This is a genomic window from Paenibacillus sp. FSL E2-0178 (genome assembly GCF_038593005.1).
Classification (GTDB): Bacteria; Bacillota; Bacilli; order Paenibacillales; family Paenibacillaceae; genus Paenibacillus_AQ; species Paenibacillus_AQ phytohabitans.
This window is the reverse complement of the sequence record NZ_CP151953.1, coordinates 5,007,827-5,023,900: the sequence shown is the minus strand read 5'-3', so window position 1 is coordinate 5,023,900 and position 16,074 is coordinate 5,007,827. Positions and strand designations below refer to the sequence as shown.

General features: G+C 53.9%; 15 protein-coding genes and 1 pseudogene. 4 read left to right on the top strand and 12 right to left on the bottom strand.

All coding sequences use genetic code 11. From position 1 onward, the window contains the following. Window positions 1-5: 5 nt before the first annotated feature. Both MHI42_RS21910 and MHI42_RS21905 read right to left on the bottom strand, forming a co-directional pair. Window positions 6-869, bottom strand: a complete 864-nt coding sequence (locus tag MHI42_RS21910; protein ID WP_342424781.1) for a carbohydrate ABC transporter permease — start codon at window positions 867-869, stop codon at window positions 6-8. A 45-nt stretch (window positions 870-914) separates the two neighbouring features. Then, a complete protein-coding gene (locus MHI42_RS21905; protein ID WP_042140380.1) occupies window positions 915-1,811 on the bottom strand; it encodes a sugar ABC transporter permease in 897 nt (298 codons plus the stop codon). 293 nt (window positions 1,812-2,104) lie between these two features. Between MHI42_RS21905 and MHI42_RS21900 the strand changes: the two genes are divergently transcribed. Together MHI42_RS21900 and MHI42_RS21895 are read left to right on the top strand one after the other, a co-directional pair. Further along, the gene (locus tag MHI42_RS21900) at window positions 2,105-4,666 is read left to right on the top strand and encodes a heparinase II/III family protein (protein ID WP_342420654.1); all 2,562 of its coding nucleotides are present in this window, start codon (window positions 2,105-2,107) and stop codon (window positions 4,664-4,666) included. 265 nt (window positions 4,667-4,931) lie between these two features. Then, window positions 4,932-5,252, top strand: coding sequence for a cupin domain-containing protein (locus tag MHI42_RS21895; RefSeq protein ID WP_342420653.1), 321 nt, complete (start codon window positions 4,932-4,934; stop codon window positions 5,250-5,252). Window positions 5,253-5,419: 167 nt separating this feature from the next. Here the strand turns inward: MHI42_RS21895 and hxlB are convergent, their stop codons facing one another. Further along, entirely contained in the window at window positions 5,420-5,977 is a 558-nt protein-coding gene (hxlB, locus tag MHI42_RS21890; RefSeq protein WP_342420652.1) for a 6-phospho-3-hexuloisomerase, read from the bottom strand. A gap of 6 nt (window positions 5,978-5,983) precedes the next feature. Next, window positions 5,984-6,616, bottom strand: coding sequence for a 3-hexulose-6-phosphate synthase (gene hxlA, locus MHI42_RS21885; protein WP_342420651.1), 633 nt, complete (start codon window positions 6,614-6,616; stop codon window positions 5,984-5,986). Window positions 6,617-6,904: 288 nt separating this feature from the next. Here hxlA and MHI42_RS21880 point away from each other — a divergent pair. Together MHI42_RS21880 and MHI42_RS21875 are read left to right on the top strand one after the other, a co-directional pair. Further along, window positions 6,905-8,292 (top strand): annotated as a pseudogene (locus MHI42_RS21880) (MATE family efflux transporter). Window positions 8,293-8,395: 103 nt separating this feature from the next. Next, a complete protein-coding gene (locus MHI42_RS21875) occupies window positions 8,396-8,998 on the top strand; it encodes a class I SAM-dependent methyltransferase (RefSeq protein WP_342420650.1) in 603 nt (200 codons plus the stop codon). A 91-nt stretch (window positions 8,999-9,089) separates the two neighbouring features. Here the strand turns inward: MHI42_RS21875 and MHI42_RS21870 are convergent, their stop codons facing one another. The 8 genes from MHI42_RS21870 to MHI42_RS21835 form a co-directional block, all read right to left on the bottom strand. Then, on the bottom strand, window positions 9,090-10,466 hold the full coding sequence (locus MHI42_RS21870; protein WP_342424780.1) for an extracellular solute-binding protein: 1,377 nt from the start codon (window positions 10,464-10,466) through the stop codon (window positions 9,090-9,092). A 61-nt stretch (window positions 10,467-10,527) separates the two neighbouring features. Continuing rightward, on the bottom strand, window positions 10,528-11,328 hold the full coding sequence (locus MHI42_RS21865) for a response regulator (protein WP_342420649.1): 801 nt from the start codon (window positions 11,326-11,328) through the stop codon (window positions 10,528-10,530). Continuing rightward, entirely contained in the window at window positions 11,312-13,087 is a 1,776-nt protein-coding gene (locus MHI42_RS21860) for a sensor histidine kinase (RefSeq protein WP_342420648.1), read from the bottom strand. Before MHI42_RS21860 ends, MHI42_RS21865 begins: the two co-directional genes overlap by 17 nt. 155 nt (window positions 13,088-13,242) lie before the next feature. Next, window positions 13,243-13,491 (bottom strand): hypothetical protein, encoded by a 249-nt coding sequence (locus MHI42_RS21855; RefSeq protein ID WP_342420647.1) that lies wholly within the window; start codon window positions 13,489-13,491, stop codon window positions 13,243-13,245. A 207-nt stretch (window positions 13,492-13,698) separates the two neighbouring features. Then, entirely contained in the window at window positions 13,699-13,929 is a 231-nt protein-coding gene (locus MHI42_RS21850; RefSeq protein WP_039304815.1) for a cold-shock protein, read from the bottom strand. A gap of 197 nt (window positions 13,930-14,126) precedes the next feature. Continuing rightward, window positions 14,127-14,327 carry a cold-shock protein gene (locus MHI42_RS21845; protein WP_019914790.1) on the bottom strand — a complete coding sequence of 67 codons (201 nt, stop codon included), beginning with the start codon at window positions 14,325-14,327 and terminating at the stop codon, window positions 14,127-14,129. A 280-nt stretch (window positions 14,328-14,607) separates the two neighbouring features. Continuing rightward, on the bottom strand, window positions 14,608-14,886 hold the full coding sequence (locus tag MHI42_RS21840; RefSeq protein ID WP_342420646.1) for a hypothetical protein: 279 nt from the start codon (window positions 14,884-14,886) through the stop codon (window positions 14,608-14,610). Window positions 14,887-14,955: 69 nt separating this feature from the next. Then, on the bottom strand, window positions 14,956-16,068 hold the full coding sequence (locus tag MHI42_RS21835; RefSeq protein WP_342420645.1) for an MBL fold metallo-hydrolase: 1,113 nt from the start codon (window positions 16,066-16,068) through the stop codon (window positions 14,956-14,958). Between the last annotated feature and the right edge of the window lie 6 nt (window positions 16,069-16,074).

Sequence of the window (16,074 nt, the reverse complement as noted above, 5' to 3'; positions counted from 1 at the left end):
CCCGCTTAGCCCTTCACGGAGCCCGCTGTCATCTGCATGAATGATTTGTTGGCAAAAATGTAGACAATAATCATCGGCAGCATCGACAGGCATGCGCCGGCAAGCATTAATTGGGGCTGTGCCGCATCGCCAACACCGTATTTCAGATTGGCGAGACCCACGGTAAGTGTCTGCAGGGAAGGCTGCGTCATCGTAAATACCAGCGGCAGAATGTATTCATTCCAGGCGCCGCGGAAGGTCCAGAGCGCCGTAACGCCAAGCGCCGGTGTCAGGAGCGGCAAGATAACACGAAAGTATACGCTATAGAAGTTGCAGCCGTCAATAAACGCCGCCTCATCCAGTTCCTTCGGAATTGCCCGCACAAAACCGATCAGCATGAAGAATGCAGTGGCATGGCCGCTGATCAGGATGATGATGACGCCCCAGAGCGATTTTTGCAGATTCAGTGAGACCATGAGATCAAACTGGGGACGCAGCACGACAGCACCGATCGAGATGAACAGGGTGCAGGACTGAATGACCACATACAGGCGTTTCCCGTGGAAATCCACCCTTGCTACCGCATAGGCAGCCATCGTTCCTATCAATAAAGTCCCTAACGTCGTAAAGGTGCTTATAAATACGCTGTTCCAGGTAAACCTTGCGAAATTAGCGGATGTCCAGGCCTGCGCATAGTTATCGAAGATCCATTCCTTCGGCAGCAGAGTAGTTCCTGTAGTCAGCTCCAGGTTAGATTTAAGCGATCCGAAGAACGCCAATATGATGGGGAATAACGCAAACGCTGCTACGATCAGCAGGAAAATCCACAACAGTACCCGGGACAGCAGCGCCTTGTTCTTTAAGGAACGGCTGGTCTGCGCCGAAGCCATTTTCGTTTCCGCATGCATTGTGCTCACTGTTCATTCTCCTCTCTTTTAGTAGATATCATTCAGTTTCTTGGAGACATAGAAGTAAATCAGGGTAATGATGCCGACGATAACCGCCGTAGCAAATCCGACCGCGCTGCCGTAACCGAACTGCTGGATGCTTGATCCTCCGCTGGATACCGGGAAGAACAATTTATAGAGATAGAGATACATGACTTCCGTCTTGCCGTATGGACCGCCCTCGGTAAGCACCATAATGCTCTCGTAGCCCTTAAGCGATACAGTAATCGCCAGCATGATGATCATCTGCAGCACAGGTCCGAGCATCGGGACGGTAATACTCCACATTTTGCGCAGCGGCCCGGCGCCGTCCAGGGAAGCGGCTTCATACAGATCCTCCGGAATATTCTGCAGCCCCGCGATAAAGAGCAGCATATAGTTGCCGACTGCGCCCCAGATCGCGATAATAATTGCCGTGACCAGGGCATGCTTGGCGCCCAGCCAGTCTATGGGAGCGGATACAATTCCGGCCCCCATCAGCAGCTGATTCACCATTCCGTTGTAGGAGTTGAAAATAACGTAGAACACAATCGCCATTACCGAAGCACTGATTACGGTAGGCAGGAAATAAATGGCCCGCAGCAGCTGGCGCCCCTTCAGGGCGCGGTTGAGCACTACAGCCAGCACAAAGGACAGCGGGATCGTAATGATCAGCTTGCCGCCTGCGTAAACGAAGGTGTTCACCACTGACTGCCAGAAATCCTTATCCCGGAACAACCGTTCGAAGTTATCCAGGCCGATGAAGAGCGGTGTACCAAAACCCTGATAATCATAGAACATGTACTTCAATGCCCAAAAGACGGGATACACTCCAAAAATCAGCGTCAGAATCAAACTGGGTGCTACAAAGGTCCAGGCGTTTATTTGCCGTTTCGTTCCATTCATTGATTGTTCCTCCTGTCTATTCGGCTCGCATTTCTTTCCTTAATCATAAATCCCGCTGTGCAGACACAGTTAGGGAGAAAGCAACTGCGCTAAGGGGGAGAAATTCACTTTTTCATGAAATCCGGCTTCATAGCCGGGGGCCCTGCCTTGAAGGGCGATTTCAGTTGCTTTGTCCCCTCTCCTCCCTCCGTTTACCCATCCCGGGTCCCGTCCCCGGGCAGCTATACTTATGGTAGAAATCAAGTAAGTTTAATCAATGAACTCGCATTCACAGGGAGGCTGCAAATTTGCCTATGCATTCATCTAATTATGGCACCGCCGGTACCGGCCCCTTCGGCGGCAAGGACCAGGAGCAGCAGAAGGGGCTCCGCGCCAGAATAGAGCAGTATCCGGCGATCTCGCAGGAATATGCAAGACAGCAGCAGCTGTCCGCACAATTCGCCGCACGCGAAGAAGCGGTTCCGCTTAGCCGCCTCGGTGTATTCCGGGTGGAGCCGTTCGTCTTCAAGGTGCCCGCCCAGGCCGCTTGTCTGCAGCTGTCCGTACAGGTCCGGGGGCAGGGCGTTGCCCGGATCGGCGGTGTACAGCTGACGCATTCCCAGCTCGGCCTGCCGGTGACGTTGATTAATGGAAGCTTCCGCCAGTCGCTGAAAGGCTGGACGCAGGAGCCGGGAAGCGGCAGCAGAGTGGCGCTTGAACGGCTGGCCGGGGGCGGAAGCGGACTGCAGCCTTCCGGCGTCACTCCGGCTGGAGGTGAGCAGGAGGAGGATGTGCTCTGTGTACGCATCAGCAATGAAGCGGAGGAAGGCATTACCGTGCTGCGTTACGAAGAACGCCTGCCGGTAACCGCAGGCGATTATTACGGCATCCAGACGGAGCTCAGCCTGGAAGCTCCACTTGGCAGCGGCGGCGTATGCACTGGAGTTACGTTCCTGGACGAAGACGGACAGCCGCTCGGACCGGAGCAGTCCGGAGCGCTTTTCAACCGGCCCACGCTGACCAACTGGGCTTATCTGCTGGAGGCTGCCGGTGCTGACGCCAACCTGTATAGGGTGAGCGGTGAAGATCATTATGCCGCCCGGGCGGGGCGCAAGCTGCAGTACATGCTGGCCGATATGCGGCTGGGCATGGATATCTTCCGCCGGGACGGCTGGCATGATGATGATACTTATGGCGCTGTGCATATCGGACGCGGCCTGGCCGCCGTCTCGGTCATCTATGACCAGATTGCCGGAAGCGGAGTGTTAACTGCCGGGGATATAGAGGCGCTGCTCTCCGATCTCCGCTATATTGCGGCGATGATGATGGACACTGCCTACTACCGGTTCGATCTGGAGACCTTCCCTAATGAGAAGGGCGGCAAACGCAGCAACTGGAATGCAGACCGGGCGACCGGGCTTGGTGTCTATGCGCTGCTCTTCCCGCAGGAGCCTGAGAGTGCTGGCTATCTGAAGCATGCCTGCTCCGTAGTAGACTGGCAGCTGACAGAGGTAGTGGATCAGGAGGGGGCTTGGCCGGAGAATGTACGTTATCACGGCGCCGTGCTGCACCGGTATTTCCTGTTCTTCGTTCTGCTGAAGCGGCTGCAGGGAGCGGATTACTTCAGGCACCCTAAGGTAAAAGCAATGTACCGCTTCCTGATTGGCATCGTCACCGCAGAGGATATCATCCAGGGCGGTCACGATGCTGGACCTGTTCTGCTGACTCCTGCCGTCGGCGATGCCAATGTACAGGAGAAATGGTTCCGTCTGCTCGGCTACGCAGCTCCATTCTATGCAGAGGAAGATCCGCAGCTGTCGGCGGAAATGGTCTGGACCTGGAAGCACGGAGGCGCACCGGTCCAGGATACCGGGGCTTTCCCGCTGCCGCTGGTCGCACTGCTGTATCCGCAGCCCGATCTGCCGGAGCAGCAGCCTGCCCTCCGCTCTGTGCATTATCCCGGCATCGGATACGTCATCTTCCGCAGCGGGGAGCAGAACCTGCGGAACTATGCCATCTACGAGGCTTCACCGCTGACCTATCACGCCCATCATGACGAAGGCCATTTCTCCATCTGGGCAGACGGGGTTCCGCTGACGCTTGATGCCGGAACCGGCGGGTACTACAACGGAGAGCGGCACTGGTATGTATCAAGCGCGGCGCATAATATCGTTCAATTCGCTGATGGTGCAGGCGGCTATACTGACGGTCCGCTGCAAAGCGTCTGCCGGGAGGTCATCTTCACAGAAGAGCAGGATTATGTTAGAAGCCTGATCCCGGATACACGCGCCGGTGAGTATGAGCGGAATTTCCTGTATATCAAGGCAGGCTTTGACGCTTATCTGGTCTGGGACCGGATTGAGGACGGAGCAGACAGCGTGTGGAATCTGCATACACTGAGTACAGAGGCTGAGATCACGGGGCAGGATATTGAGGTTGCAGCGTTAGGCGGCATGCGGCTGAGTACGCATATTGCAGAGCCGTCCAGTCCGGTCATCACTGCCGGGGAAGGTGCTGTAGGCGGAGCCTATCCGCTGGCGGCGCAGCAGCATTTCCGGGTGCACGGCAAGGCGGGCGAAGACTATGTGGTGCTGCTGCATCCGCGCACAGCAGCAGTTCCCCCGCTGCGGCTGGAGCCGCTGCTGTGCGAAGACGCCGGCGGAGGTATGCGGGTATATAAGATTTCCCGCGCAGACGGTGCATGGTGCGTTGCCGCCATCAACGGCTCAGGGCAAAGCCGCCGCGTCCGTATTCCCGGCGGCGTCCCGCTCCGGGTACTCGGCACGGAGGGTGCGGAAGCAGAGGGCGGCGGCCACGCGGCGGACGATACCCTGATTCTTAAGCCGGGAATGATTCAGATTGCCGTTCCGCAATAAGGAATTTCCCGATTCATCTGCTATTCACGGCAGAGCTCCAGTACCTTTTATAAAATCCTGCACGGAATACAACATTTTCCTGATAATATCTGCCCAAATCCAAAATTGTTGTATAAAAGGCAGTATTTCGTCCCGTTCACGCGGCTTGGCAGATTTATTCTTGCAGTTTCTACAACAATTCTCCAGAACACCCGGCTATCAAGGAAGCATTATTGCACAACGTACAACATTTATGCCTATAACACTTACAAGGAGGAAATAAAGTATGAGTAATCTAGGATTATGGGAACCGGCCGAGCCGGGCGTCAAACGCTGCATTCTGAATGCGGCAGCCAGTCTGATGATGATGGAGGTTCATTTCGAGGAAGGCGCCGAGGGCTACGAGCACAGCCATGTGCATGAGCAGATGAGCTACTGTCTGCGCGGCAGCTTCGTCTTCCGCATCGACGGCAAGGAATACGCCTTGTCCGCAGGCCAGAGCATAGCGATTCCGCCTAACGCCAAGCATGGAGTGACTGCGCTTGAAGCCAATTCGGCGCTGCTCGATGTGTTCACACCGATCCGCGAGGATCTGCTTAAGCGTTAAGCTGATATAGGTAGCCGGGCAGGCACATCCCGCCTGGCACCTGCCATAATAGACAGTGCCGCTGCCCATTCCGGCAGCAGCATCAACATCAGCAGTGCCATCGCCCGGCACCCTTAGAATGCAGACAGCCTGCCCGGAAGTTCCGGACAGGCTGTCTTTACGTTACGTTATTCCAGATTCGCATGTTTGCCGAACATCCTGCCGGTGGTCTGCCCCGTCTGCTCCATCATCCGCAGGATAACGGCATCGTAGAATACCAGCAGCGTCTGCTCGAACAAGGAAGCCATCGGCTGGATCGTAGCATAGCTCCCGCCTGTCTGATCCTTGGGCGAACCCGGCAGCTTGACGATATAATCAGCGAGACGCCCCAGTGACGAATCAGGGCTGATGGTCACGAGCACTACAGCTGCGCCGATCGCCCTGGCTTTCTCCGCCATGGATACCAGCCCCTTGGTCTCGCCGGAGCCGGAGCCCAGCACAAGCACATCGCCGGGGCCGATCCCCGGGGTGACCGTCTCCCCGACGACAAACGCAGCCTGACCAGCTTGCATGAGCCGCATCGCGAACGCCCGGCCCATCAGTCCCGAGCGGCCGGCACCGGCTACAAAGATCTGCCCGGAGCGCAGCAGCAGCTCCGCCATGGCTTCGCCTTCTGCGGCGTTCAGCCCGGTGACTGAGCCCTGCAGCTCCTTCACAATTTCACGTGCGTAATCCAGCGTATCCATAGCTGCTTAGGCCTGGCTTACAAGGCGCTTCATTTCCGCCGCAGCCGCTCTCTGATCCGCTTCACCGGTAATCCCGCCGCCCACGATTACCAGATCAGGATTCGCAGCAATCACTTCAGGCAGCGTGCTCAGCTTAATCCCGCCGGCAATCGCTGTTTTCGCTTTTGTAACCACACTCTTAATCGCTCTCAGATCCTCGAAGGAATTCTTGCCTTCTGCCTGATGATCATATCCCGAATGTACACAGACATAATCAACGCCAAGTGCGTCCACTTCAGCGGCTCTGGCCTTCAGATCCTTCACATTGATCAGATCAACCAGGATTTCTGCACCTGTCTTCTTGGCCTCTTCCACCGCGCCGCGGATCGTTGAATCATCGGACACGCCAAGCACGGTAACGATTCCTGCTCCCGCTTCTACAGCTTTCATTACTTCATAGCCGCCGGCATCCATGATTTTGAGATCGGCCAGGACCGTGAGTGCCGGAAAAGCGTCCTTGATCGCTTTTACCGCATGCAAACCTTCATTAATAACAACCGGTGTTCCAATCTCCACAATATCTATAAATCCGGCCACTTCCGCAACAATGGCCTTGGCTCCCGCAATATCCACCAGATCGAGTGCTAGCTGTAATTTCATAGGTTTAGAATCTCCTCGTCGTTAATATATTTTAGTAAGTGATGTACTAAGTTTAGGGATATACTGCCGATAAGGGAAGTAGGCACTTTATTGTGATGTAGTTACCTGAAGGATACTATTGGGCGGGGGCCGGGCTGTCCGGTGCGTCTTTTTGAAAACGAAGGTTGAATTTATTCAGAATTTTCTTAAATTTACTGCATTTTCACAAAAGCTGTGCTACCATACATTAGATTTACAAATTCTCCGGCGGCAATCCTATTTCAACAACAAGAAGGTGTACAGTTTATTATGGAAGCAAACAAACCCAAAGAGTTCAATTTAATTAAGCTGACCTGGCCGATTTTCCTCGAGCTGTTCCTGTTTATGCTCATGGGGAGTGTAGATACATTCATGATCAGCTCCGTGTCCGATGATGCAGTCTCCGGTGTCGGGGCAGCCAATCAGATTATTGCCATAGCCATTCTCGTGCTCAGTGTCATCGGGAACGGCGCGGCCATTGTCGTGTCGCAGTATCTCGGTTCCAAGCAGCCCAAAGAAGCAGCCAAGGTAACCGGCAATGCCATAACGCTCAATCTTGCGGTCGGGATTATTCTGAGTACAATTCTGCTGCTGTTCGGAGGAACGCTGCTGACGGCACTGAATGTGACAGGCGAAATTCTCGTCTATGCCAAATCGTATATGCATATTGTCGGGGGCGGAATCTTCCTTCAGGCACTGCTGAACGCCCTGGCCACCACCATCCGGACGCACGGGTTCACGAAACAGACCATGGTAGTCTCTCTGCTAATGAACGTGATCCACGTCGGGGGCAATTACCTGCTGATCTTCGGACATTTCGGACTGCCGGCACTCGGTGTCGAAGGCGCAGCCATCTCAACGGTTGCCAGCCGCCTGATCTGTCTGGTCCTGTTCTTCCTGCTGCTCTACCGGATCATGGATGTGCGGGTTAAATGGACCTATTACACTCATCTCTCCAAAAAATATGTGCTGCAGATTCTCAAAATCGGCATCCCGTCATCCCGTCCGCTTTTGAATCGGTGATCTATCAGTGCTGCCAGCTGGTCTTCACTTTATATATCACTTATCTGGGTGCTGAAGCCATGGCTACCCGCCAGTACGCGCTGAACATCTCCAGCTACATCTTCCTCTTCAGCGTAGCCGTATCCATGGGCACCTCGATCATTGTCGGCCATCTCGTGGGTGCTAGGAGGCCCAAGGAAGCTTATTCGCGGGTGTTCTCCAGTGTAAAGTGGGCGCTGCTGGTCACCGTAATTATGGACGCGGTTGTTATTCTGTTCCGCGTGCCGCTGATGGGCCTGTTCACGGATAATCAAACGATTATAACTATGGGCGCACAAGTGATCCTGCTCAGCTTCTTCCTCGAGACCGGACGTACCTGCAACCTGGTCATTATCAACTCGCTGCGCGCTTCAGGCGATGCCAAGTTCCCGGTCTACATGGGCCTGATCTCCATGGTCTGCATGAGTCTGCCGTTGGGCTATTTCCTGGTATTCACGCTTGATCTCGGTCTGGCCGGAGTCTGGCTGGCCACTGCATTCGATGAATGGGTACGGGCGGTCATTATGTACTTCCGCTGGAAGAGCAGAGCCTGGGAGAAGCACGGCCTAATCCAGCATGAACCTGCAGAACCGTTGAGCGCTGCGCCGGCGCATTAATCTGCGGCAACAAACAGGCGGTTCACCCTGATCTCTGCGACTCAGGCGGGCCGCCTTTTGAATACATAATTCTATTCATTTGGCAGGAAGGATGAGGAAGACTATGACAACGAATCCGCACAAACAGGAAGACCTGGCACATTTCAGCGCAATGGCCCCAATATGGAGCAACAGCGAAGAGGATGTGGCCATGGCCGGGAAGGTCCTGCAGATGCTTGGCATCCGCAGTGGCCAGAGCCTGCTGGATGTGGCCTCCGGCACAGGCGTTATCCCCGTAGCACTCCATAAGCTGGAGATAGACCCCAGCCGCTACCTTGCGCTCGATATCTCAGCGGCCATGCTGCAAGAACTGCGCAAGAGCTTCCCGGATGCCGGGACCGCATGCGCGGATTTCGAGGAGCCATTCTCCGGCGGAACACCCTTCGATTATGTGCTGATCTACAACAGCATCCCCCATTTCTCCAATCTGGATATGCTGTTCGCCAATGCAGGGAAGAATCTGCAAGCCGGAGGAATCTTCATGATTGCCCACTCCAGAACCCGCCAGGGTCTGCGGGAGCATCATGCGCGGATCGGCCATACAAGTGAGCGTGAGCCGATCCCTGCGGATGCAGCGCTGGCCGCGCTTGCGGCTAAATATAATTTCGGACAGGCTGAATACAGCGATGAGGTATTCTTCTGCTTCTCCTGCCGCAGGAACGTCTGACTTCCTTAATCATCCGCCTCCGCAAATAAGGGATGCCCCGGCCGTGTAATCCGGCTAATTGGCATCCCTTTGTCATAAGGCTGTACGCTTATCAGGTTCCTTTGGCTACTGCTTCTTTATGCTTGGCGGCGAACTGCTCTGGTGTAATCGCTTTGCCGAACAGCGCCTGAATCATATCCAGATGGACCTGGGCGGCGTTCGGCTTCATCTGGATATCAGCAAACAGGGTGATGCTGCTCGCATGGTTTAATTCATTCAGCAGTTCGACATACAGCTGTGGCAGCTCTTCATTCGTGGTATCCACTTTGGTCGCCGGAATTACACCTGCACTGGTTACAGAGGCCTCTCCCCATTTGTATACGAAATATTCGACAAATGCTTTCGCTTCTTCCTTAACCTTGGAAGCCTCGGCTACGAACAGTCCGACACCCGGACCGCCAACCCAGCTGTTGATATTGCCCTTTCCGCCTTCCACCGTCGGGAATTTGAAGAACCCTACCTTATCTTTGAAGTCTTGCGGAATCTCCGGATTCGTCGTGAAGTTAGGAAGCTCCCAGGTACCCGTCAGATACATTGCCGCCTTCTCATTCAAGAATTCCGATTTGCCCTCATCATTAGATAGCCCGTTGAAACCGCTGTTGAAGGTGTTCATATCCACCAGCGTCTGCACTTCAGCCGCAGCCCGGACCAGGCCGGGATCATCGAAGTAGCTTGTCCCCTTCGTTGCGCGCTTCAGTGTTTCGCTGCCCGCGATACGGTCAGCAAGGTACATATACCATAGCGAGCCGGTCCAGCGGTCCTTGTTACCGAGGGCAACCGGAGCCACGCCATGCTGGGATAACGTTCTTACCACTTGCTTGAACTCCTCGTATGTAGCAGGCACCTGGAGATTATATTTTGCAAAAATATCCTTATTATAGTATATCGGGGAAATGTTCAGCTCAATCGGCAGTGCGTACGTCTTATTATCGACCACATAGGCTTCGGTAGTGCCTGTTACGAATTTACCCTTTAACCGCGTACCATTCAGGATGTCATCCAGCGGAGCGAATAATCCGCCCTTCACATAAGGCTCCATGAAGCCTGCTGCCCAGGTGATTCCTACATCCGGAAGGTCATTCGAGGCAGAAAGCACCTTCAGCTTATTCTTGTACTGTTCATTCTCCAGCACGCCCTGCTGGATTATAATATTAGGATTCTCTTTCTCGTATTCCCCGATGATCTGGCTAACCAGCTTATTCTGCTGGGCGGAGAGGCCGGCCGGCCATAGGTGCATCATATGAATCGTTATTTTTGGGGCCGAAGCATTGGTGGCTGCCGCCGCACTATTATTATCCTGTGTAAAGCTGCAGCCGGTCAGAACAAGGGCCAATGTAAGTGTCAGGAACAGTCCCCTGGTTATGTTATTCCTCAACATTGCTATAGCCTCCCATTTCACATTACGCGGCCTGATGTAATCGCTATCAATCAAATTCTAGCATCGTACCCGGAGGGATATAAGACTACACTTATTGGCTAAAATTCCACATTTAATGGATTTCCTGCGATCCGCCCTTCATTTTATGCCTATACCGGCTTGGGCTTAACTGTTCCAGCGACTTAAACACCTTAATGAAGTACTTATCCGTCCGATAGCCTACCCGCTCCCCGATCTCCCCTATAGACAGTGAGGTCTGCAGCAGTAATTCCTTAGCCCGCTGAATTCGCAGACGCGCCAGATATTCGCTGAAGGATACTCCGGCCTGCTCCTTGAACAATACGCTGAAGTAGCTGGCATTCAGATGGATGAGGCCCGCTACCTCTGCCATTGTCAGCTGTTCATGCAGGTGCTGCTCCACATAGGCGATCGCTTCTTTGACCGGCTGCCTCATGCGCGCCTGATCCGGGTCAATCTCCATCAGCTTATGATCCACCAGCTTCTCCAGCTTCACGTGCCGCTGCTGCTCTTCCTCCCGCTTCAGCGCATCCTCAACCACGGACAGCAGCTCGGACTTGTCCAGCGGCTTAAGCAGGTAGTTGACCGCCCCCAGCCGCATAGCCTGCTGCACATAATCGAATTCGGCATAGCCGGATATGACAATAATAACGGGCTTCCAGGCTGACTCCTGCAGGGAACGGATCAGATCCAGTCCGCTGACTTCGGGCATACGCACATCTGTAATCAGCAGATGGACCCGCTCCTGCCGCAACCGCTCGCGCGCCTCAACCCCGTTGTCGCAGGTCTCCACGGCATACCGGCCGGCCGCCCATACTTCCAGCGTCTGCTTGATGCCCTGCCGTGTCCTCGGTTCATCATCCACGATTAGAATCGTCCTATTGCTCAGGCTCATAGGTATATCCTCCATTGCTTGGAATTTCAAAAGTAATAACGGTCCCTTCGGATAACCTGCTCTCTATCATCAGACCCTCCGACTTGTTGCCCTCTTCCCCGTAATACAGCTTGAGCCGCCGCTGTACATTCACCAGGCCGACCCCGTTGCCTTTGGCGGAGATCGACGGGCCGCCCTCCAGTGTATTGCGCAGCGCCCGCAGAGTATCCTCATCCATGCCGGGCCCATTGTCGGATACCTTCACCGAGGTCCAGCCGTCGCGTGGCGATGGGGTGATCGTAACCTCCACACTGCCGCTGCCGACACGGCTCTCCACTCCATGAAGAATGGCATTCTCCACAATCGGCTGAATCAGCAGCTTGGGTACCGGAACAGCCGCCTCGCGCGGGTCCAGCACAATATCCCAGGACAGGCGCTCGCCCATCCGCATCTCCATGATCTTCAGATAACGCCTGATCTGTTCAACCTCTTCACTAAGCGCAACCCACTCGTCTTTATTATTGGGACTGCCAATAATATAGCGGAACAGCCTGGACATTACTACGACCAATCCGGCCAATTCCTCCTCCCCCTTTTCCTCAAGCGACCAGTTAAAGGCTTCCAGGGTGTTGAACAGAAAATGAGGGTTGATCTGCGCCTGCAACGCTTTGAGCTCGGTCCGGCTCTGTAATACTTCCTTCTCGTAGACGACCCGGATCAAATCATTCATATTGGCCACCATGCCGTTATAGGTATAATTCAGCTCCCGCAGCTCCATCGTAGAGACCTTCTGCGAGTTGGGCGTCAGCACGCCTAAGCGCGATTTGCGCATAGCCCGGATCAGATGAATAATCGGCCTCGTGATCATCGTTGACAATAGAAACGACATGATCAGGAAAAGCAGGGCTCCCAGCCCCCCTGACAGCAGCAGAACCGTCCGCAGCACAGATAACCCCTTGGTGACATAGCTGACAGGGGTCAGCACAAGCAGTGTCCAGCCGGTCTTGTCCGAGCGCAGCTTAACCTGTACATACTCCTTGCCGTGAAAGCTGACCGTCTGGTCCACACTTTCCAGCAGCGGCAGCAGGTCCGCCTCCGGTGTTCCGCTGCTGCCCAGGAGCCGGCCTTCATCATTCACCAGCAGCACAGACTCGCCTCCTTCACTGCCGGAGATCGGATCATCCAGCTGGAAGTAGCTTCGCTGGATGCGCGCCATCAGATACCCTCCCCGCGAGAACCAGCGGTCCATGAGGCTAACCTGGCGGATGGCCAGCAGGCTCTGGCTGTCATGCGGATCGACGCCGATCCAGACCAGCCGCCCTTTCTGGATATTAGCCTCGCTGATATACGGCTCGTTGATTCTCGTCCCCAGACTGCCGTCCTTAATCGGGAAGAGCAGCCGGTAATCGGCGGTATACAGCTCAAGAGATCCTACGCTCGGCATATACGCCTGATAGCTGGAGATAATCTGCAGCAGCGACTGCCGCTGATTGAATGACACTTCATTGCCGTTCAGCTCCTCCAGAAGCAGCTGCTGCACCGTAGGGTGGTTAGCCACCTGCTCCATCAGGCTGTCAATCTGGCCAATCAGCGCATTCAGCCGTCCGTTCGCCTGAACCGCCGTCTGCTGGATATGCCGCTCAGCATTATTTTTGAGCAGAATAGATACCCGGTCATATACAAACGCCCCTGAAACCAGAAGAATGATTAGCATAACCAGCACAAAGCCGATGAATATTTGATTGCGCAGCGTGTTGAGTTCTTTGAATCTCTGGAACATCGGAATTCCTTCTTTCCTTGGCAGCGTTTCCAACTCTATTCTCCAAAAGTCCCGGGGTTTGTCAAGAGAAATTAGTTGCCCGGCACAGGGCAGCAAAGAGCCCTTAAGCAGTGCTCCTTGTTCCAGGAGCTGTTTAAGGGCTGCAGCAGAAGGGACTAGATGAACATTAGCGGATTGATCCACTCCCGGTCCAGGGCTATCCACAGTAAGGCCAGCAGGACGGCGCAGATGCTGTACATCAGCACCTTCCGGCGGGTGGGCTCCAGGTAAACATCCAGAATAAAGATTATAATTGCTATAGCAGGTACGGCAACAAGCAAAACCGGATTGCGATATTTAATATTTACTGTATTCAAGATAACCATGATCAGAAGAAGAAGCCTAAGATATTTGTTCATAGCCATACCACAACCTCCTTGCCGTTGAGACCATTTTCCAATTATGTATTCCTTATCCTCATCTCTGATATCCCTTGATTCCCCGCTATTGTCAACCCCGGACACCCATCCGCTGCCAGGACAAAAAAAATAGCCCGTTCCCCACAGGGAACTGACTGCTATGGTGTCACTGCTATAATCTGATTCTGTACAGAGCGTTCAGGAATTGGCAGATTACCGGATGGTAATGCCCTTCTTGATCGCCTTCATGTCAAAATTCGTATTCACAAGCATAGGCAGTATCTTCATGCTTCTGGTCATCGGCGAGTTGCATTGCCAGCAGGTAGGGACATATTGGAAGGCGAAGTTGTCGCGCATCCACCCGGAGCAATCTTCCTTAGTGCAGGACCAAATGGCTGTGTCTTCTTGGGGAAGATCCTCCAGCGCTTTTTTACGAAAATACATAAGTACCCCTCCTAATAGCTTTGTTAGCATATACTTCCTGAACCGGTTCTTACAAAGCCCGCTTCGGAAGCATACCCTTCGAATAAAGACATATTTCCAGCCCAACCGGACTGTTATGGCAGGATGGTAGCTTGTTCTGGCCTGTTCAAAAAAAAAGCTGCCCTCAACTTGTGTTAAGGGCAGTCTATTTTTTAATACTACAGTTTTACAACGTTTTCGGCTTGTGGTCCACGAGCGCCTTGAGTTACATTGAACTCAACGCGTTGGCCTTCGTCCAAAGATTTGAAGCCGTCGCCAGTGATTGCGGAGAAGTGTACGAATACGTCGCTTCCGCCTTCAACCTCGATAAAACCGAAACCTTTGTCTGCGTTGAACCATTTTACTGTACCTGTTTGCATGATATTACCTCCAAGTTTTATTTAACACATGTCCTTTTATTCCTACGTATTGTACGAACAAATAAAAATTCACACATTGGAAAAGGATTCATACGCACAAATGATAACCTTTTACAATATGTGAATTAAGGGTTAAATTTATGATTGACTTCATTGTAGCACACTAATTCTCTAAAAGCAAAGGATTACTTAAAATTACTTAAAAATAAGTGAAATTATATCGTACCCGGCGCACGGCGCTCCATGAACAACCGCACCGCGCGCCCGGCAGCTGCAGGGTTTAGTCGATATATCCGGCCAGTCCCTTGTCCATCAGATAGTCCATCTCCGCATCGAGAATAGTCTCTACGGTCAGCTCGTCCAGCTTAACATCGCGCTGCGCAGTAACATAATCGACCAGATCATCATTATCGATATCAATCTCGCCCTTGGCATTGACCTTGGCTTTGTTGATGAAGGCCTGCTCGTGCTTCAGCACCAGCCGGATCACGGCCGCATCCACCTTCGTCTGTGCAGACAATACTTCCACCAGTTCCTGCTCATTCACTTCATTACTCATCTTCGTTAGTCAGCTCCTTGGCATTTATGCACAATGATTGTACCACAAGTCCCCTCAGGCCGCGCAGCCTCATCTCCACCAGGGAAGAGCAGGATACTCCGCAGCTCCGGCCACAACAGTCTCCCCTATTCTTGGTGTAGCCAGCCGCACCCCTTTAGCTGCAGCCGCAGCTGCAATGCGCTCCACCGGATCGGTCCAGTCATGCATCGACAGGGTGAAGGCCCCCCAATGAACCGGAATAAGCAGACCTCCCCGCACATCTATATGTGCTTCAACCGTCTGTTCCGGCAGCATATGGATATCGGCCCAGCGCGGATCGTATTGGCCGCATTCCATCAGCGTGAGATCGAATGGGCCATACTTGCGTCCAATCTCGGCAAAATGCGGCCCGTAGCCGCTGTCCCCGCTGAAGAAGAGCTTCGTATCCGCTCCTTGGATTATCCATGAACACCACAGTGTGGTGTTGCGGTCCAGCAGACTCCGGCCGGAGAAATGCCGGGCCGGCGCGCTGGTAAAGGTCAGGCCTGCATACGCAAGCTCATCTCCCCAGTCATGCTCGCGGATCTTCTCTGCGCTTACCCCCCAGCGGCGCAGATGGGCGCCGACACCAAGCGGCACAATGAACAGGCCTACCTTATCCTTAAGCTTGCGGATGGTGCCGTAGTCCAGATGATCATAATGATCATGGGATAACACAACCGCATCAATCTGCGGAAGCTGGGAAATCTCCAGCGGCAGCTGCTTGCTGTAACGGCGGCCGCCGATGAACGGGAACGGGGACGGGGCATTCCCCAGCATAGGGTCCAGGAACAGTGTGACCCCGTCCATCTCCAGCAATACCGCAGAGTGGCCGAACCAGGTAACGCGGGTGCCCGGGCCTTGCCCGATGGATGCAGGTTGCAGCTGCAGCGGCTGCAGGGGCTCGGCCGGCCTGGACCGGGGATTGCCTCTAATGAAATCCTTCAGAATGGACAGGCCGCCACCGCCAGCTCTCTCGCCGATGAGTTCAGCCGTCTGCGGATAAGCAAATTTGCCCTTGCTATAATTAAGCGAGCGGCTGTTCAGCGCCTTTTCCTGCTTCCCTGCCCTCCGTCCAAACGCCGGATAGAGGGTCATAAGCAGATACGCCGCTGCAACAAGTATCACCAGAGAAGCTGCAATATCAATAACAATCAGAGTCATGCGGTA